At 64.7% G+C, this 17,035-nt stretch carries 16 protein-coding genes; 4 read left to right on the forward strand and 12 right to left on the reverse strand.

The window, feature by feature from the left end; all coding sequences use genetic code 11:
- Positions 1 to 66: 66 nt before the first annotated feature.
- From FHR70_RS22030 to FHR70_RS22065, 8 genes are all read right to left on the reverse strand, one after another.
- Positions 67 to 546: a GNAT family N-acetyltransferase gene (locus FHR70_RS22030; protein WP_183454279.1), complete on the reverse strand. Its 480-nt coding sequence runs from the start codon at positions 544 to 546 to the stop codon at positions 67 to 69.
- A gap of 222 nt (positions 547 to 768) precedes the next feature.
- Positions 769 to 2,166: an NAD(P)(+) transhydrogenase (Re/Si-specific) subunit beta gene (locus FHR70_RS22035; RefSeq protein WP_183454281.1), complete on the reverse strand. Its 1,398-nt coding sequence runs from the start codon at positions 2,164 to 2,166 to the stop codon at positions 769 to 771.
- A 4-nt stretch (positions 2,167 to 2,170) separates the two neighbouring features.
- Complete coding sequence (locus tag FHR70_RS22040; protein WP_183454283.1) at positions 2,171 to 2,617, reverse strand: proton-translocating transhydrogenase family protein; 447 nt, start codon at positions 2,615 to 2,617, stop codon at positions 2,171 to 2,173.
- 20 nt (positions 2,618 to 2,637) lie between these two features.
- Complete coding sequence (locus FHR70_RS22045; RefSeq protein ID WP_183454285.1) at positions 2,638 to 3,774, reverse strand: Re/Si-specific NAD(P)(+) transhydrogenase subunit alpha; 1,137 nt, start codon at positions 3,772 to 3,774, stop codon at positions 2,638 to 2,640.
- A gap of 74 nt (positions 3,775 to 3,848) precedes the next feature.
- Positions 3,849 to 4,142: an aa3-type cytochrome c oxidase subunit IV gene (locus tag FHR70_RS22050; RefSeq protein ID WP_183454287.1), complete on the reverse strand. Its 294-nt coding sequence runs from the start codon at positions 4,140 to 4,142 to the stop codon at positions 3,849 to 3,851.
- Between the two features lie 114 nt (positions 4,143 to 4,256).
- Positions 4,257 to 5,474 (reverse strand): glycosyltransferase, encoded by a 1,218-nt coding sequence (locus FHR70_RS22055; RefSeq protein WP_183454288.1) that lies wholly within the window; start codon positions 5,472 to 5,474, stop codon positions 4,257 to 4,259.
- 58 nt (positions 5,475 to 5,532) lie between these two features.
- Entirely contained in the window at positions 5,533 to 6,900 is a 1,368-nt protein-coding gene (locus FHR70_RS22060) for an ABC1 kinase family protein (RefSeq protein WP_183454290.1), read from the reverse strand.
- A 122-nt stretch (positions 6,901 to 7,022) separates the two neighbouring features.
- Entirely contained in the window at positions 7,023 to 8,846 is a 1,824-nt protein-coding gene (locus FHR70_RS22065; protein WP_183454414.1) for a M3 family oligoendopeptidase, read from the reverse strand.
- 448 nt (positions 8,847 to 9,294) lie between these two features.
- On the opposite strand from FHR70_RS22065, the gene FHR70_RS22070 reads away from it, so the two are divergent.
- Positions 9,295 to 11,070 (forward strand): L,D-transpeptidase family protein, encoded by a 1,776-nt coding sequence (locus FHR70_RS22070; RefSeq protein WP_183454292.1) that lies wholly within the window; start codon positions 9,295 to 9,297, stop codon positions 11,068 to 11,070.
- A gap of 122 nt (positions 11,071 to 11,192) precedes the next feature.
- The gene (locus tag FHR70_RS22075) at positions 11,193 to 12,854 is read left to right on the forward strand and encodes a peptidoglycan L,D-endopeptidase MepK (RefSeq protein WP_343058867.1); all 1,662 of its coding nucleotides are present in this window, start codon (positions 11,193 to 11,195) and stop codon (positions 12,852 to 12,854) included.
- Positions 12,855 to 12,883: 29 nt separating this feature from the next.
- On the opposite strand, the gene FHR70_RS22080 is transcribed toward FHR70_RS22075, so the two are convergent.
- A complete protein-coding gene (locus FHR70_RS22080) occupies positions 12,884 to 13,744 on the reverse strand; it encodes an urea carboxylase-associated family protein (RefSeq protein ID WP_183454294.1) in 861 nt (286 codons plus the stop codon).
- Between the two features lie 172 nt (positions 13,745 to 13,916).
- Here FHR70_RS22080 and FHR70_RS22085 point away from each other — a divergent pair, with 172 nt between their 5' ends.
- Positions 13,917 to 14,363 carry an acyl-CoA thioesterase gene (locus tag FHR70_RS22085; protein ID WP_183454296.1) on the forward strand — a complete coding sequence of 149 codons (447 nt, stop codon included), beginning with the start codon at positions 13,917 to 13,919 and terminating at the stop codon, positions 14,361 to 14,363.
- Between the two features lie 60 nt (positions 14,364 to 14,423).
- On the opposite strand, the gene FHR70_RS22090 is transcribed toward FHR70_RS22085, so the two are convergent.
- The 3 genes from FHR70_RS22090 to FHR70_RS22100 all read right to left on the reverse strand — a co-directional run bounded on the left by FHR70_RS22090 (position 14,424) and on the right by FHR70_RS22100 (position 15,892).
- Positions 14,424 to 14,681 carry a DUF2312 domain-containing protein gene (locus FHR70_RS22090; protein ID WP_036355032.1) on the reverse strand — a complete coding sequence of 86 codons (258 nt, stop codon included), beginning with the start codon at positions 14,679 to 14,681 and terminating at the stop codon, positions 14,424 to 14,426.
- Positions 14,682 to 14,742: 61 nt separating this feature from the next.
- Positions 14,743 to 15,048 (reverse strand): DUF1244 domain-containing protein, encoded by a 306-nt coding sequence (locus FHR70_RS22095; protein ID WP_183454298.1) that lies wholly within the window; start codon positions 15,046 to 15,048, stop codon positions 14,743 to 14,745.
- 4 nt (positions 15,049 to 15,052) lie between these two features.
- The gene (locus tag FHR70_RS22100) at positions 15,053 to 15,892 is read right to left on the reverse strand and encodes an N-formylglutamate amidohydrolase (RefSeq protein WP_183454300.1); all 840 of its coding nucleotides are present in this window, start codon (positions 15,890 to 15,892) and stop codon (positions 15,053 to 15,055) included.
- 110 nt (positions 15,893 to 16,002) lie between these two features.
- Between FHR70_RS22100 and FHR70_RS22105 the strand changes: the two genes are divergently transcribed.
- Positions 16,003 to 16,938 (forward strand): DMT family transporter, encoded by a 936-nt coding sequence (locus tag FHR70_RS22105; RefSeq protein ID WP_183454302.1) that lies wholly within the window; start codon positions 16,003 to 16,005, stop codon positions 16,936 to 16,938.
- Positions 16,939 to 17,035: the final 97 nt, after the last annotated feature.

Raw genomic sequence — 17,035 nt, forward strand, 5'->3', positions numbered from 1 at the left:
GTTGGAGACGTCACAAAAGCTCACCATATCTGCATCGATATAATAGTAAGCTGATTTAAGAACGTCTCACAACTCCTTCGACAGGATCGACACATAAGGCTTGAAGCCGAACGCCCGGTAGGTGCGCTCGGCCCGCTCGTTGGCCACGAGGGCCCCGATGACGAGGCGCTTGTGCCCGGCTTCTTTCGTCAGGCGCTCGGCCTCGTTCAGCAGCATCTGGCCGATGCCGCGTCCGCGCCAGTGGTTGTGCACGATCAGGTCCGTCACGGTGCCGTGGTTGCGGACATCGTCGATCACATAAGCCGCATCCTGATCGAGCGAGAAGCCCATCGCGGCGACGATGCCCCCCTCGGCCTCTGCCAGGATGACGCGGCCGTTGCGCCGCGACAGGCGCTGCATCAGCTCGTCGTAGTACTCCTCGGCCGCCCTATAGTCGCGACGCCGGTCGCCGACGAGATCGGCCTCGAAGACGTTGAGCTGGTGGATCAGCTCGACGACGGTGCTCCTGTCGGCAGGAAGAGCGGTGCGAAGTTTGATGGAAGGCATGGGAGAATCCGGCTGACGCGACAGGGACCGGGTTAAAGCAGATTTCTCATCTGTCGTCATCGCTCCCCGTCTGAGCGTCATGGCCGGGCTTGTCCCGGCCATCCACGACTTACGCCGTGCAAAGACGTGGATCCCCGGAACAGGTCCGGGGATGACGAAGGAGCGGCCAAAACAAAATGCCCGGCACGAGGCCGGGCATGAAGCACTTCTCTGATCGAGCGATCAGATGTTTTTGAGAATATCGTCGACCACCTTCTTGGCGTCGCCGAAGAGCATCATGGTGTTGTCGCGGAAGAACAGCTCGTTCTCCACGCCCGCATAGCCGGAGCCCATGCCGCGTTTGATGAAGAGCACCGTCTTGGCGCGCTCCACGTCGAGGATCGGCATGCCGAAGATCGGCGAGGCCGGATCGGTCTTGGCGGCCGGGTTGGTCACGTCGTTGGCGCCGATCACGAAGGCCACGTCGGCCTGGGCGAACTCGCCATTGATGTCCTCGAGCTCGAATACCTCGTCGTAGGGAACGTTGGCTTCGGCGAGCAGGACGTTCATGTGGCCCGGCATGCGGCCCGCGACCGGGTGGATGGCGTACTTCACCTCGACGCCCTCGGCCTTGAGCTCGTCCGCCATTTCGCGCAACGCGTGCTGCGCCTGGGCTACCGCCATGCCGTAGCCCGGCACGATGATGACCTTGGAGGCGTTCTTCATGATGAAGGCCGCGTCGTCCGCCGAGCCCTGCTTCACGGGCCGGGACTCGACCGCACCGGCGGCAGCCCCCGCGGTCTCGCCACCGAAGCCGCCGAGGATCACCGAGATGAAGGAGCGGTTCATGCCCTTGCACATGATGTAGGACAGAATCGCGCCCGAGGAGCCCACCAGCGCGCCGGTGATGATGAGCGCGAGGTTGCCCAGGGTGAAGCCGATGCCTGCAGCCGCCCAGCCCGAATAGGAGTTGAGCATCGACACCACCACCGGCATGTCGGCGCCGCCGATGGGGATAATGAGCGTGACGCCGAGCACGAAGGAGACCAGCACGATCAGCCAGAAGGCTGCGTGGCTCTCGGTTCGGATGAAGGCCACGAGCAGCACCAGCAGCAATAGACCGAGGCCGATATTGATGAGATGTCGGCTCGGCAGCATGATCGGCTTGCCGGACATGCGCCCGTCAAGCTTCAGAAACGCGATCACGGAGCCCGTGAAGGTGATGGCGCCGATGGCCACGCCCAGAGCCATCTCGAACAGCGAGCCGCCGTGGATGGTGCCGACCGTGCCGATGCCGAAGGCCTGGGGGGCATAGAGGGCGCCTGCCGCCACCAGCACCGCCGCCAGACCGACCAGGGAGTGGAAGGCGGCGACGAGCTGCGGCATCGCCGTCATGGGCACGCGCCGGGCGATCACCGCGCCGATGCCGCCGCCGATGGCCAATCCTAAGATCACCAGTGCCCAGCCGCCGAAGCCGCTCGGGGGCGACACGAACAGGGTGGTGAGGATGGCGATCCCCATGCCCACCATGCCGTAGAGGTTGCCCTGCCGGGAGGTGGTGGGGTGCGACAGACCCCGCAGGGCCAGGATGAACAGGACGCCCGAGACGAGGTAGAGGATCGAGGCTAGATTGGCCGACATCGCCTCACCCCTTCTTGCGATACATGGCGAGCATGCGCTGGGTCACCAGGAAGCCGCCGAAGATGTTGATAGCCGCCAGGATCAGGCCGATGAAGCCCAGAGCCCTGGCCCAGATCGGCCCCTCGCCGAGGCTGGGAGCCACGTTGACGCCCACCGCCAGGACGGCACCCACCACGATCACGGACGAGATGGCGTTGGTGACCGACATGAGCGGCGTGTGCAGGGCCGGCGTCACCTGCCAGACCACGTAGTAGCCGACGAAGATCGCCAGCACGAAGATGGCTAGGCGAAACACTGTCGGGTCTACGGCCCCGTGGGTGACGACTGCTGCGGCCTGGCCTGCCGTATCGGCCAGCTGATCGGCGATGCTCTGGGCGGCTTCTGCGGCGCGGCGGGCGACCTCGGCCGCCGCTCGGGCCTGCTCGACAGCCTGTTCGGGCGTGAGTGCCATGGTGTCCTCCCCTGGACGATTTAAGCAGACGGCTGGAAAGCGGTGTGAACGATGGCGCCGTCGCGGGTCAGGCAGGTGGCCTTGACCAGCTCGTCGTCCCATTTCACGGCCAGTTCCTTGGTGTCCTTGTTCACCAGCGTCTCGACGAAGGCGTAGAGGTTCTTCGCGTAGAGGCTGGAGGCCGTGGCGGCGAGCCGTCCGGGCACGTTGAGGTGGCCCACGATCTTCACGCCGTTATGCTCGACCACCTGCCCGGCCTCGGCCAGTTCGACATTGCCGCCGCGCTCCACCGCCAAGTCCACGATCACCGAGCCCGGCTTCATGGATTCAACCATGGCGCGGGTGATGAGCCGGGGAGCCGGGCGGCCTGGGATCAGGGCCGTGGTGATCACGATGTCCTGCTTGGCGATATGGGAGGCGACCAGTTCCGCCTGCTTGGCCCGGTACTCGGCCGACATCTCCTTGGCGTAGCCGCCGGCGGTCTCGGCCTGCTTGAATTCTTCATCCTCCACGGCGATGAACTTGGCGCCGAGGCTCTCGACCTGCTCCTTGGCGGCGGGGCGCACGTCCGTGGCGGTGACCACGGCGCCGAGGCGGCGGGCCGTGGCGACGGCTTGGAGGCCGGCAACGCCCGCGCCCATGACGAAGATGCGGGCTGCCGGCACGGTACCGGCGGCGGTCATCATCATCGGGATCGCGCGGCCATACTCGGCGGTGGCGTCGACGACGGCACGATAACCGGCGAGGTTGGCCTGAGAGGAGAGGACGTCCATCACCTGAGCACGGGTGATGCGGGGCATCAGCTCCATGGAGAAGGCCGCGACCTTGGCGTCCGCCAGGGCCTTGAGGGCAGCGTCCTGGCCGTAGGGGTCCATGATGGCGATCACGAGGGCGCCGGGCTTGGCGCCGGACAACTCGCCCTCGGCCGGACGGCGCACCTTCAGGATAACGTCGGCATCCTTGAGGGCATCGGGGGCATTCGCCGTCACCGAAGCGCCTGCGGCCTCGAACTCGGCGTCGGGTATGCCGGCCTTGGCGCCGGCGCCGGCCTGGACGACCACGTCGGCACCGAGGGTTTTGTATTTCTTGACCGTCTCAGGGGTGGCGGAAACACGGGTCTCCGCTCCATCGGTTTCGGAGAGAACGGCAATCCGCATTTTAGCCCCCCTGCGATCTGGTCAACGGCTTGAGATCAAGCTCTTGTCTCGTGTCTGATGGAAACTCCCGCTGCTCAGTAGAAGACGAGCGCCAGGAGAAGAAGAACGCCGACGGCCGCGGGAGCCCGCACCCCGATGGACGGAGCCATGGCCCCAAGTCCGCCTGCGGCCAGGGAGAGGACGACGCCGAAGATCGCCGTCAGCCAGCCGTGCTTGATGCCGCCGACGGCAAGCGCCAGCACGAAGCAGATCACGACGGCGGTGCTGATTTCAGCGAACTGAATGAATCCGCTGTAGGTCGCCTCATGAGTGCGGCCGTCCATATCCGGACTATAGCCCCCATGCGGCGCATGTTTTGTATCGGCCATGATTCAAAGCCCTGTTTGAGCGTCACGTGTTAATTGCTGCGTTTAACGCATGCGGTGAGGAGCCGCAATCTTTCGAATGGCTCCCGGCGGAAACTTTATCAATGTGTAGTGGAATTAATGGATCCCCAGGAACTCGCGCCACTGGGGCAGGCACACGGTTTCGTAATCGTATTTCGAAACGGCGATTCGGCGGGCCTCCGCGGCCATGGCGGCAGATTTCTCCGTCTCGGCCAGGGTCTCGCGCACCCGCTCGGCCAGGGCCTTCTCGTCGAAGAAGGGGAAGAGGCGGCCGTTGACTCCATCCTGGATGATCTCGCGCACCGGCTCCGTGTCGGACGCCACGATCCGGCATTCGAGCGCCATGGATTCGATGGACGACCAGGACAGGACGAAGGGATAGGTCATGTAGACATGGGCCGAGGAGACCTGCAGTACCTTCACGAACTGGTCGTAGGGCAGGTTTCCGACGAAATGGACCCGGGACCAGTCCACGGGCCGCTCGATCTTGGACTTGAACACGTCGAACCAGGACTGGCCGTTCGGCGCGGAGCCGGAATAGCTTGTGCCCTTGCCGCCGATGATCACCACCCGAAGCTCGGGATCGATGTCGAGCAGGTAGGGCAGGCTCTTGAAGACGATGTGCGCGCCCCGCATCGGTTCGATATTGCGGGTCACATAGGTGACCACGGGCTTCTCGCGGGTGAGCGCGGGCCCGTCCTGGCCGAGCCTGATGCGGACATTGCGATCGGGGACAAGCCGCTTGGTGTCGATGCCGTCATGGATGATGGCGAGCCGGTCATGCAGATAGGCCGGGAAGGTATCGCGCTGGTAACGCGTCGGCGCCACGGCCATGTCGGCCGCATCCAGGGCACCGAGCTGCATGGAGTTCTTGAGGCGCAGGCGCCAGATCACCTCCTCGTTGGTAACAGGGAACTCGGGGTCGAAGTCGAGATCCTGCCCCTTGGCATGGTAGTAATACTCGAAATAGGCGACGTGTTTGGCTTTCGGCCAGATATCCTTGAGGAACAGGTTCTCGCCCCAGCCCGTGTTGACCACCACCACATCCGGCTCGAAGCCCTGCTCGGCCAGCGCCTTGGCTCGGTAAGCGACGCCGTAAGCCCGGCGCAGGCGTGGAATGACGGGAGAATAGCGGTTCTGGAAGGGCGCATCCTCGGGCCCCGGCACGGCCTCGTAGGAGAAATACTTCACGCCCGGAATGGAGCATTGCTTGACCATCCCGAGGCCCACGACCTCATGTCCCTCGGCGGCGAAGGACCCGGCCAGGCGCAGGAACTGGCCCGGAAAGTTCTGGTGAACGAAAGCGATCTTCATCGGCTGCCCCTTACCCACCGTCATGCCCTAAGGCCTAGCGGCAAAAGATGCAACCTCATTACACAGGATTTGGTAAACCGGAAGCTGCCAGGACGTCTTCCTGTCTCTGCTCCAGCTTTTCCAGGGAGAACCGCGCGATTTCGTTCTCGAACAGGTGGTGGTAGTTCAGCTCGGCCTTCAGGTGCAGGAAGACGGCTCCCAGGCCCACAGCGGCCCGGTCCATGAACACGAACTCGCGCGGCACCGTGACAGGCCCCTTCTCCTTCAGGGCCTTGTGCACCTCGAAGGCCTGCCGGCGGCCGTATTCCCCGGGCTTGACGCCGTCCGCCACGGTGCGGATCCGGTCGTCGAGGAGCGGAGCGTAGATGAATCGTGCCCAGATGTTGAGGATGTCGATCAGCTCGTTCGACAAGCTCTTGAAGCCCCAGGTCTCATAAGCATGGACGATCCGGGCGCGGTCATCGGTCTGCAGGCCGCGGTAGAGATCGACCACGCCGCCTACGAACCGCGGGTGGAAGATGCGGATACAGCCGTAATCGAGGAGGTTGATGCCTCTCGCCTCTCCATCCTCGGAGAAGACCGTGTAATTGCCGAGATGCGGATCGCCGTGGATCACCGCCGCATGGCTGAACGGATGCCACCAAGCCTTGAACATGGCCACCGCCAGCCGGTTACGGATCTCGACCGGCGCTTCCGTGAAGCCCAAGATCTTCTCGCCCTCGAGCCACTGAAGCGACAAGAGCCTCTTGGTGGACAGCTCCGGATGGACCCGCGGCACCCGGACCTCCTCCACGTCGGACAGGGTCCGGGCATAGAGCGCCGCGTGCTTGGCCTCGCGCTCGTAATCGAGCTCTTCGCGCACCCGCTCTCCGATTTCCTTGGCGATCTCCCGCGTATCGATGGCCGGATCCATGCGGCGGTGGACGGCGAAAACCCATTCGAGCTGCTTGAGATCCGCCTCCACGGCCGATTGCATGTCCGGATACTGGAGCTTGCAGGCGAGCGCCTCGCCGTCCTTCGTGGTCGCCCGATGCACCTGACCGAGGGAGGCGGCCGCGGCCGGATTGAGCTCGAAGGAGCCGAACCGACTCTGCCATTGCGGTCCGAGTTCCGCCTGCATCCGCCTCTTCACGAAGGCTGCGCCCATGGGGGGCGCCTCGCTCTGCAGCTTCTGCAGCTCGGCGGCGTATTCCGGCGGGATGAGGTCGGGGATGGTGGCCAGCAGCTGCGCCACCTTCATGATCGGGCCTTTCAGGCCGCCAAGGGCCTGCGCCAGCACGGCCGCATTGGAGGCATCACGATCATCGCCCCCGAACAGGCGCGATCCTGCCATGCGGGCCGCCACTCCGCCCATATTGGCGCCGACCCTGGCATAGCGGGCAGCGCGCGCGGAGAAGCGGTTCGCTTCGTTGTCATGGTCGGCCATGAATCAGGCTCTTCCCCAACATAAAATGCGGCTAACGGCGGTCTGCCCCATGCAGACCGCCTCGACTTTGCGCCACAGCAAGTATCCTGCGGCTGATTTGGCCGGACATCGGGAGTTCGTTGTCAGGCACTCTGCTCCATGGCCTCGAGCTCGCCGATCAGCCGCTCGATCATCGACAAGCCGATCTGCCAGAAGGAAGGGTCGCTCGCATCGAGCCCGAAGGGCGCGAGAAGCTCCGAGTAATGCTTGGTGCCGCCCGCCGAGAGCAGCGCGAAGTAGCGGTCCACGAAGCCTTCGTTGGAGCGCTCGTAGACGCCGTAGAGCGAGTTCACGAGGCAGTCGCCGAAGGCATAGGCATAGACGTAGAAGGGCGAGTGGATGAAATGCGGGATATAGGTCCAGAAGCTCTCGTAGCCGGGGCCGAGGCGGATCGCCGGGCCCAAGCTCTCGTCCTGCACCGACATCCAGAGCTCGCAGAGCTTGTCGGCCGTCAGCTCGCCGTTGCGGCGCTCCAGATGGACCTTACGCTCGAAGGAATAGAACGCGATCTGGCGCACAACGGTGTTGATCATGTCCTCGACCTTGGCCGCCAGCATCGCCTTGCGCTGGACCGGGTCCATGGTCTGGTCGAGGAGGCGGCGGAAGGTGAGCATCTCGCCGAAGACGGAGGCCGTCTCGGCGAGCGTCAGGGGCGTGGGCGCCATCAGCGCGCCGTTGGGCCCGGCCATGACCTGATGAACACCGTGGCCGAGTTCGTGGGCGAGCGTCATCACGTCCCGCGGCTTGCCCTGGTAGTTCAGGAGCACATAGGGATGGGCCGAGGGCACCGTCGGATGCGCGAAGGCACCGGGCGCCTTGCCGGGACGGGTTGGCGCATCAATCCAGCCCTCATCGAAGAAGCGTCGGGCAATGTCGGCCATGCGGGGCGAGAAGGCGGAATAGGCCGACAGCACCGTGTCTCTCGCCTCGTTCCACGAGATGGTGCGCTGCTCGACCTTCGGCAGGGGCGCGTTGCGGTCCCAATGATCGAGCTTGTCCTTGCCGAACCACCGGGCCTTCAGGGCATAGTAGCGGTGAGAGAGACGCGGATAGGCCTCGCGCACGGCTGAGACCATGGCCTCCACCACCTCGCGCTCGACCCGGTTCGCCAGATGGCGGGAATCGGCCACGTCCTCGAAGCCGCGCCAGCGGTCGGAGATCTCCTTGTCCTTGGCGAGCGTGTTGGTGATGAGGGTGAAGGTGCGCAAGTTCGCCTTGAAGGTCTTGGCCAGCGCGTCAGACGCGTCCTTGCGCACGCTCTCGTCGGGATCCTGCAGCTTGTTGAGCGTCGGCTCGATCGGCAGTTCCTCGCCGCGCACGGTGAACCGCAGGGACGCGATGGTCTCGTCGAACAGGCGGTTCCAGGCGGAGCGGCCGGTGACGGATTTCTCGTGAAAGAGCTGCTCGATCCGATCGTCGAGCTGGAAGGGCTTGTCCTTGCGAAGATCCTCGATCCAGGGACGGTAATACTTGAGCGGCTCGTCGCTCATGGCGTGGTCGAGCACCGCATCCTCGATACGGTTAAGCTCGAGTCCGAAGAACAGCAATTCGGTCGAGGCGGCGGTGAGGCGCTCCTGGGTGTCGCCGTAGAACTTGGCCCGCACCGGGTCGGTGGTGTCGCCGGAATAGACCAGACCCGCATAGGACATGAGGCGCCCGAGCAGGTCCTCCAGGGCCTCGTAGCGCTTGACGACCTCGCTCAGCACCTCCGAGGCACGCTCGCCCCGTGCCAGGGCATCGAGCTTGCCGCGATAAGCCACGGCGAAGGACTTGCACTCGGCTTCGGCCCTGGCGAGATCGCGCTTGAACTCCTCGCTGTCCATGCCGGGATAGAGGTGAGACAGGTTCCATTCGGGCAAGGCGCCGAGTTCGGCCTGTGCCGCGCCGGAGGACAAGGGGAGATGCAAAGAGGAAGCGTTTTGAGAGGTCACGGGCGAAGGCCTGTCCGAAGTCGAGGGTCAGAGATACTGCACACATATTGGCTGCCGGCCTACCGGGATCAACCCGTACCGGAGGGGCACGGGGCGCAGAATCAGGCTCTCGTTCAGAGCCGATCCGCACACTTTTACGGGTGATTAACCCTTCCGGTTAAAACCTGATCCCGCCGATCAGGATGTGAGGACGACAGGCTTCGCGCTCCTTTGTATTTCAAGGACATATGTCGGCCATCCCGCCCTGGCTTGGAATCAAGCCGGTCAACTCTTTACAGAAAATTGAAAGAACTTGGCCTAGACGATGAAGCCGCACGGCGTTTTGCGCGTTAAGCGTAACAGACGTGTGCCCGCACACTGACGAAAATCATTTGATGGAGGATCTCTGAAATCCTCCACCTTCATTGCGACGAGGAGCATGGTCATGCGTGGGTTGCGCAAGACAGCCGTTTGGCTCGGTCTGATCGGATCGGTTTCTCTCCTGCCCCTCTCCGTTTCGGCGGATACCATCACCACTCCACAGGCCGATCGTCTCGAGCCCATCGCTGAAAGCCCGGCGCAGCCATCCTTCCACGATGTGGCGATCCAGGACGCCCCTGCATCGACGGACGTTGCATCACCGGTCATTCCGCTGACGGAGCCCGCTCCCGTATCGATCGAGGCGGCTGATCTGAAGTCTGCTCCTGTCATCGAAATTCCCTTGCCGGATGCGGCGCCCGTCACGGCTCTCATGAAGGCGGACATCGTGCGCATGGCGGTCGAAGGCCTGTTCGCCGACGATGCGGCCATGCGCGAGTTGCGCGTGGGGGCCAAGGATCGCGAGGCTCTGGCCGCCTATTATGCGCAGGCCGAGCGTCCGCTGGTCTGGTCGCAGGATGGAGCCTGGACCCCGGCGGCTCAGGCCGCGATGGAGCGCCTGAAGGCTGCTGACGAGGATGGCCTCGACCCCACCGATTATGTCCTTCGTGATGCGGGCCTGCGCAAGGATGCGCCGCTTGCGCAATGGGCCAGGGCCGATGTGAAGCTCTCGCTGTCCGTGATCCGCTATGCCCGCGACGCCAGGGGCGCCCGCATCGATCTTGCGCGCCTTTCGCCTCTCGTGACCCCGAAGCTCGCAATGCCGGACATCGGCGAAGTGCTGGGCAAGGTCGCCTCGTCGAAGAATGCCGGCGCAGCGCTGGCGGCCTACAACCCGCCGCATGCCGGCTACAAGGCCTTGAGGGAGCGGCTGGCGCAATTGCGTGAAAGCCATCCTTCCCAACCCAGCGTGCGCCTCCCCAAAGGGCCGATCCTACGTGTGGGCATGAAGGATCCGCGCGTGCCCTTGATCCGCGCGCGCTTTAATCTCGCCAAGGATTCCGACAACCAGACCGTCTACGACGAGCGCGTCGCCTCCGCGGTGGCGGCTTTTCAGAAGGAACGGGGCCTGCCCGATACGGGCGTGCTCAACGCCCAGACGGTGGCGGCGCTCTCCGGGCCTTCCGTGGTGCAGCGAGCATCGGAGATCATCGCCAACATGGAGCGCTGGCGCTGGCTGCCCGCGGATCTGGGCGAGCGGCATATCGCCGTGAATGTGCCCGAATACCGCCTGCGTCTGACTGAGGGCCGCAACGTGGTCCACGAGACCCGTGTGATCGTCGGCAAGGAACAGTCGCAGACGCCGATCTTCTCGGAGAACATGAAATATCTGGTGGTGAATCCGTCCTGGACGATCCCACCCTCCATCATGAAGAAGGAGATTCTGCCGGGGCTGGCCAACGATCCCTATTACGCCGCGCGCAAGGGCTACAAGGTCATCCGCAAAGGCGACCGCATCACGGTGCAGCAGCCGCCGGGTGAGCGCAATGCGCTGGGCTACGTGAAGTTCATGTTCCCTAACCAGCATGCGGTCTATCTGCACGACACGCCGAACCGCAACCTCTTCTCCGCCAGCAAGCGGGCCTTCAGCCATGGCTGCGTGCGGGTCGACAAGCCTTTCGAGCTTGCAGAGGAGATCATGGGCCAGGACGGCAAATGGACCGAGCAGAAGCTGCGTGGCCTCATCGGCAAGGGCGAACGCTATGTGCACCTGACCGATCCCCTGCCCGTGCATCTGACCTATTTCACCCTCTCGGTCGACGAGAAGGGCGAGTTGAAGCGCTTCGAGGACATCTATGGCCTCGACCGTAAGGTCCGTGCCGCCCTGAACCTGTCCGAATAGCTCCGTCTTTCAGCCACTTTCCTTCACGCACTTAACGGGAACGTAACCGTCTTCGGCAAAGATCCTTTCACTATAAGGATCGCTGCATCTGTGGATGCGGCCCGGTAAAGACGAGTATCACAGTGAGAGTATTGCGTAAGGACCGGCTCGCGTCTCGCGTCGGCATGGGTCTTGCGGCCTTTCTGGCCGTCATGGTGGGCGGGGTGCGCGGCACGCAGGATGCCGTCGCCAATGGCGACACCCGCACACTGACCTTTTACCACAACAACACCAAGGAAACCCTCACCGTCACCTTCCGGCGCAACGGGCAGTACGATTCGGGCGCCCTGCAGCAGCTCAACTGGTTCCTGCGCGACTGGCGGCGTGCCGAGTCGACCCGCATGGACCCGCGCCTGTTCGACACGGTGTGGGAGGTCTATCGCGAGGTGGGATCCGATGCGCCCGTCCACGTGAACTCGGCCTACCGCTCGCCTCAGACCAACTCGATGCTGCGCCGGCGCTCCAGCGCGGTGGCCAAGAACAGCCAGCACATGCAGGGCAAGGCGCTCGACTTCTACCTGCCCGACGTGTCCGCCTCCCGCGTCCGGGCCATCGGCATGCGGCTCCAGAACGGCGGCGTCGGTTATTATCCCAATGCCTACACGCCTTTCATCCATCTCGATGTGGGCAGCGTGCGCGCCTGGCCCCGCATGACCCGATCGCAGCTGGCCAGCATCTTCCCGGACGGAAAGACCGTGCACATACCCGCCGACGGCAGGCCCCTGCCCGGCTATGAGGAAGCCCGCGCGGAAGTGCTGGCCAAGGGCGGCACGGTGGCGGGCTACACGGCTTATGCCGATGCGGAAGAGGCCATTGCCAACCAGCCGCGCCGCAAGAGCTTCTGGGCCACCCTGTTCGGCCTCAACGACGACGAGGAGGAGGATGCCGAGGAGATCCGGGTCGCCTCGCGCCCCGGCCGTGCCATCATGGCCTCCCGCCAGCAGCCATCGGCGCCGGACAATTACGCAAGCGATTCCAACTCGTCGGTCTATGCGGCCATGCAATCCTACGGGAGCCCGACCCCGACGGCGCGCCGCGCACCGGTGGCGATCCAGCCACGACCCGAACCGCCTGCACCGGCTGTCGTGGCCTCCATGGCCCCCGCTCTGCGCGAGGAGCTGACGCCGCCTGCGCCGCCCCCACTGCCACCGACCCGGATCAACGGGGCACCTGGCACGGTCCAGACCGCATCCGGCCCGGCCCTGGGCTGGCAGCAGGGCCCGGGCGCATCGGAGATGTCCATCGCCAAGGGCATGGCTTTCGCCCCGATGCCGCCGCGCCGGCCCGACTCGGATGACACAGGCATCGAGGCTCTCGCCGGCACCGTCGCGCTGGCCTATGCGCCGCTTCCGCCGGCCCGTCCGGGCTCGCTCTCGGCCACGAACCCGATTCCCGTTCTTGCCGATCTGCGGGGCACGACGAATGCAGCCATCGCCTCCCCGGCGCCCCTGCCCCCGCCGCGTCCGGATCTGCGACCCATTCAGGTCGCCGCGGCGGCTCCTATCGATATTCCGGTCACGACCACAGGCTCCACGCCCAGGGAGGCCAAGCCGGTAAAGCCGCAACCCGCCATCGTTCCCAAGGCCCCGGCCGCCGCGGCGAAGCAGCCGCCTGCCACGGCGCTCACGGCCTTGATGACTGCGGAACCGAGCCTGCATATGGGTTTTTCCAAGAAGCCCGTGGCCGATCTGGCGACGAACCGGTTCACAGGACCGGCGGTCAAGCCGCTGAAAGTAGTGCAATAAGAAAGGGCCCCGTTGGGGCCCTTTTCCATTTAATCCTCGTGCCGGCGGCTGTAGCCGTTGCGGGGCGGGGAGGTCCACCCGGCAGGTGGGGCCTTGGGCCTGTAGACCTCCACCAGCAGCGGATGGCAGACGGCCACGTCGCTCGAATGCTCCGCGCTGCAATCGCCGCCCGGACAGGCGGAGAGCGCCCCCAGAAGATCGATCTCGACGAAGAACTCGAGATAATCGCCCGGCCGCACCGGGCTCGCCTTCATGAAATACTGCCCCGTGTCGCGGGTGAATCCGGTGCACATGAACACGTTTAGCACGTCGTGCACGGCAGGCTCCACCTCCTGCTTCGGCTTGCCTAAGCGCTCGCTCAGGGCTCGGGTCAGGTTCGAATGGCAGCAATGGTGGTATTCGGCTCCTGAGAGGAGCTTGTGGGTATAGGGGTCGCAACGCGTGCCGATCACGTCGTGCACCGAGCCGCCGAACGCGTCGAAGCCGTACCAGTCGAGGGTGTCGTGCGTGATCGTCGCCATGGGCCTCAGGTAAGGCAGGCATGACCAGAGCTGGTCGCCGGTCGAGACGTGCGTACCATGCAGGGCCCGCGTCTTGCCCGAGAAGAAGCGCTCGTTGATATCGTCCGCCGACCAGAGATTGAGGTCGCCCACCTGCGGCCCGTCGATGCTGACGATGCGAAAGAACGAGCCCGCCGGCACGTGGAAAGAGCGCGCCTCGCGCGGCGGCACCACGACCTCATCCACCTTCTCCCAGCCATCGCGGGCAGCCTGATAGGCGGCGAGGTCGGGTCGCGGCAGGGTGTCGACGGGGTAACAGATGACGGGCGGAATCCTCCGGCGCGCCTCCGCGTCCCGAGGTTCCGTGACTTCGTGTGCCGCGCGCTTCATGCATCCCTCCCCGCGTCGAATCTCTTAGGATCTATAGAGAACCGGGCCGCCCGGCGCGAGGGCGCGGGCTGCATGGCAGATCATTCGGGATGGAAAAAGGCTCCGATGGCAGCCCTCTCTCTTGAGCCACACGGCGTTTCGTATTCTATGGCCGCATGACAAGGATCGGACGATGAAAGACCCGAACGCCCTTCGCCCGCTGGAGGCTTATCCGAGCCGCACCTCCACCGATATCCGTTATGCGGATCTCGACCGACAGGGGCATGTGAACAATGCGGTCTTCGCCACCTTCTCGGAAGTGGGGCGTGTCGCCTTCATGTACGATCCGGCGCGGCCGCTCGCCTCTGAAGGCCGGAGCTTCGTCATCGCCCGGCTGCAGATCGACTTCCGGGCGGAGCTCTTCTGGCCAGGCCACGTCGAGATCGGCACGGGCGTCGTGAGGGTCGGACGCAGCTCGTTCACCCTCGCCCAGGGCATTTTCAACGATGGGCGCCTCGTCGCCACGACGGAAGCCACCATCGTCATGGTGGACAAGGAAACCCGCCGGTCGACGCCATTGCCGCCCGGGACGGTCGATGTTCTGCATTCCTTAAGTCTGGCAGACGCGCCTCAGGAATGACAAAGGCCCCGCAGATTGCGCTGCAGGGCCTTGGAGCGTCTTAGGACGGACAGGATCAATCTACGCCATCCCGAGCGCCTGCATGTAGAGTTCGAGGATCGCCTCCTCCTCCTGGCGCTCGGCGTAATCGCGCTTGCGCAGGGAGATGATCTTGCGCAGGACCTTGGTGTCGAAGCCGTTGCCCTTGGCCTCGGCGTAGACGTCCTTGATGTCGCCCGCGATCCCGGCCTTTTCCTCCTCGAGGCGCTCGATGCGCTCGATGAAGGCCTTCAGCTGGTCGGCGGCGACGGATTCGGTGTTGAAAGCTGCGTCATCCATGAATGAAGCCCCTGATTGATGGCATTGGCGCCAGTGTTATGGTCATTTGGTTGAAGCCGTTTTAATGCCCCGGCTTCGATTTCTCAAAATCTGCGAGCTGAGACGGGCTGGCCTCGCTCTGATGGAGCTGCTTCCACTCCTCGTAAGGCATGCCATAGACATGGGTCCGGCTGTCCTCCTTGGAGAGGGCGACGCCCCGCTGGTCGGCGGCATCTTTCAGCCAATTCGACAGGCAGTTGCGGCAGAAGCCCGCCAGATTCATGAGGTCGATGTTCTGAACGTCCGTGCGCTCCCGCAGATGCTCGACCAGTCGGCGGAAGGCGGCGGCCTCCAGTTCCGTGCGGGTCCTGTCGTCGATGTCCTTCATGGGCCTATCCTCCATGCTGGTGCAGGCGGTCCCGGGTGCGGGTCCCGAAGATCCTGGGCGCCCTAAGCTCCGGCTGGCTTGCGAGCGGCTCGAGCAGCCGGGCGAAGCGCTCGGCCCATTCCTCGGCGCCTTCGTCCGAAGCGATCAGGTCCTGTCGGATCTCGATAAGCGCATTGGCCAGGCCTCGGACCGTCGCATGGCGGTCGATCGTGTCGCCCGCCAGTGCCCCATCATAGGGCTCGTTGTCACCCACGACGAGTCCGTCCTCCGCCTGCAGCCCCTCCAGGAGCGGCTTGGCGAAGCGGTCGTCGGCATCCCAGAGAATGCCCACATGCCAGGGCCGCGCCCAGCCGCGCCAGACCGGCGTGAAGCTATGAACCGTCACGATCACCGGCGGATGGCCGCCAGCCATGGCCCGGTGGATCGCGTCCGCGATGGCATGGTCGTATGGGTCGTAGAAGCGGGCGATGCGCCTCTGCACGTCCGTGTCGTCCACACGGGCATTGCCCGGCACCACGGCACCGTCGGAGAGGCGCATGACCAGGGTGGGGTCGTCCCTGCCCCGGTTGGGATCGATGATCAGCCGCGAGAACCGGGTCAGGATCGCCGGAGCCCCGAGACGTCGGGCCAGCGACCGGGTCACGGCTGCGGCGCCGATGTCATAGGCGATGTGGCGCTGGAATTCGGATGCCGGCAGGCCGAGATCGCCGAGATCCGGCGGCACCGCGTTGGAGGCATGGTCGCACAGGATCAGGATCCCCGACTCGACGGAACCGGGAATGGTCTCGACCGGATGAGGCTCAAGAAACGACTTGTCGAGCTTGAGCGCGGCGGAAGCAGGCATGGAGTGATGGGTTTCGGATAAGGATGGATTGAACGGCGGAGGAAAAGCCTTACCCTGCCCCTCCATCCCTGACAACGCGACCATCCGCGCAACACACTTTCACATTCCACATGTCCCCGACATCCACCACGGCCCGCCTTGAGCCGGGCTTCGCCTCCGCTTTTGCCGCCCTCTGCCTGGGCGCCGTGGCGATGGGCATTTCCCCCATCTTCGTCCGCTTCGCCTCCGCCGATATGGGCGGGACACCGGCCGATGTGGGGCCCTTCGCCAGCGCCTTCTGGCGCGTCTCGCTCTGCCTGCCCCTGCTCTATGCCTGGATGCGCATCGAGGAAAAGCGGGCACCAGCCGATGTGCCAAGGGTTCGTTTTTCCAAGGCCAGTATTCTCGGCGGCATCGTCTTTGCCGGCGATCTGTTCTTCTGGCACCTGGCGATTCTCAAGACGACGGTAGCCAACGCCACGTTCTTTGCCACCATGGCGCCGCTCTTCGTCGTGCTGACCGTCTGGCTCGTGCTGCGCCAACGGGTCTCGCGGGGCACCTTTCTCGGCCTCGGCCTTTGCCTCCTGGGCGGCGCGGCCCTGATCGGTCAGAGCCTTCAGGCGGATCCAGCCCGAATCGTAGGTGACCTCTACGGGGTCGCGACGGCGTTTTTCTTCGGCATGTATTTTCTTGCCGCCAGCCGGGCGCGCAAGACGGCGGGCGCCGCCAGGGTGACCTTCGAGGCGGGGCTCATCACCTCGGCCATCCTCCTCGTCATTGCGGTCCTGTTCGACACGCGGGTGATCCCGCAGACGGCGCAAGGCATCGCGGCGCTGCTCGCCATGTCGTACATCAGCCATGCGGGCGGCCAGGGCCTTCTCGCCATCGCGCTCGGGCGGCTGCCGGCGACCTTCTCGTCCCTGGTGATTTTCCTGGAGGCGATTGCCGCTGCCGTGTTCGGCTGGGCCGTTCTGAACGAGGCGCTGACGCCGATTCAGGCCTTGGGCGGAGCACTGATTCTGTTCGGCATCTGGGTGGCCCGCCCGAGACCCGAGACGCAGGCCTGACAGCACGGCAATCCCCTCCCCGAACAGGGAGCATTGTCGGCCCTCGAGTCAGCCGCCTGTGACGAAGAGGCCATGCAGGTGGCAAATTCTTCCACCC

It is taken from the genome of Microvirga lupini, from assembly GCF_014191055.1.
Classification (GTDB): Bacteria; Pseudomonadota; Alphaproteobacteria; order Rhizobiales; family Beijerinckiaceae; genus Microvirga; species Microvirga lupini_A.

Coding starts and splice junctions, on each gene's coding strand:
- FHR70_RS22040 (WP_183454283.1), bottom strand. CDS start 2,617: ATGGCACTCACGCCCGAACAGGCTGTCGAGCAGGCCCGAGCGGCGGCC.
- FHR70_RS22055 (WP_183454288.1), bottom strand. CDS start 5,474: ATGAAGATCGCTTTCGTTCACCAGAACTTTCCGGGCCAGTTCCTGCGC.
- FHR70_RS22095 (WP_183454298.1), bottom strand. CDS start 15,048: ATGAAGGACATCGACGACAGGACCCGCACGGAACTGGAGGCCGCCGCC.
- FHR70_RS22090 (WP_036355032.1), bottom strand. CDS start 14,681: ATGGATGACGCAGCTTTCAACACCGAATCCGTCGCCGCCGACCAGCTG.
- FHR70_RS22105 (WP_183454302.1), top strand. CDS start 16,003: ATGTCCCCGACATCCACCACGGCCCGCCTTGAGCCGGGCTTCGCCTCC.
- FHR70_RS22070 (WP_183454292.1), top strand. CDS start 9,295: ATGCGTGGGTTGCGCAAGACAGCCGTTTGGCTCGGTCTGATCGGATCG.
- FHR70_RS22035 (WP_183454281.1), bottom strand. CDS start 2,166: ATGTCGGCCAATCTAGCCTCGATCCTCTACCTCGTCTCGGGCGTCCTG.
- FHR70_RS22045 (WP_183454285.1), bottom strand. CDS start 3,774: ATGCGGATTGCCGTTCTCTCCGAAACCGATGGAGCGGAGACCCGTGTT.
- FHR70_RS22060 (WP_183454290.1), bottom strand. CDS start 6,900: ATGGCCGACCATGACAACGAAGCGAACCGCTTCTCCGCGCGCGCTGCC.
- FHR70_RS22085 (WP_183454296.1), top strand. CDS start 13,917: ATGAAAGACCCGAACGCCCTTCGCCCGCTGGAGGCTTATCCGAGCCGC.
- FHR70_RS22030 (WP_183454279.1), bottom strand. CDS start 546: ATGCCTTCCATCAAACTTCGCACCGCTCTTCCTGCCGACAGGAGCACC.
- FHR70_RS22100 (WP_183454300.1), bottom strand. CDS start 15,892: ATGCCTGCTTCCGCCGCGCTCAAGCTCGACAAGTCGTTTCTTGAGCCT.
- FHR70_RS22080 (WP_183454294.1), bottom strand. CDS start 13,744: ATGAAGCGCGCGGCACACGAAGTCACGGAACCTCGGGACGCGGAGGCG.
- FHR70_RS22050 (WP_183454287.1), bottom strand. CDS start 4,142: ATGGCCGATACAAAACATGCGCCGCATGGGGGCTATAGTCCGGATATG.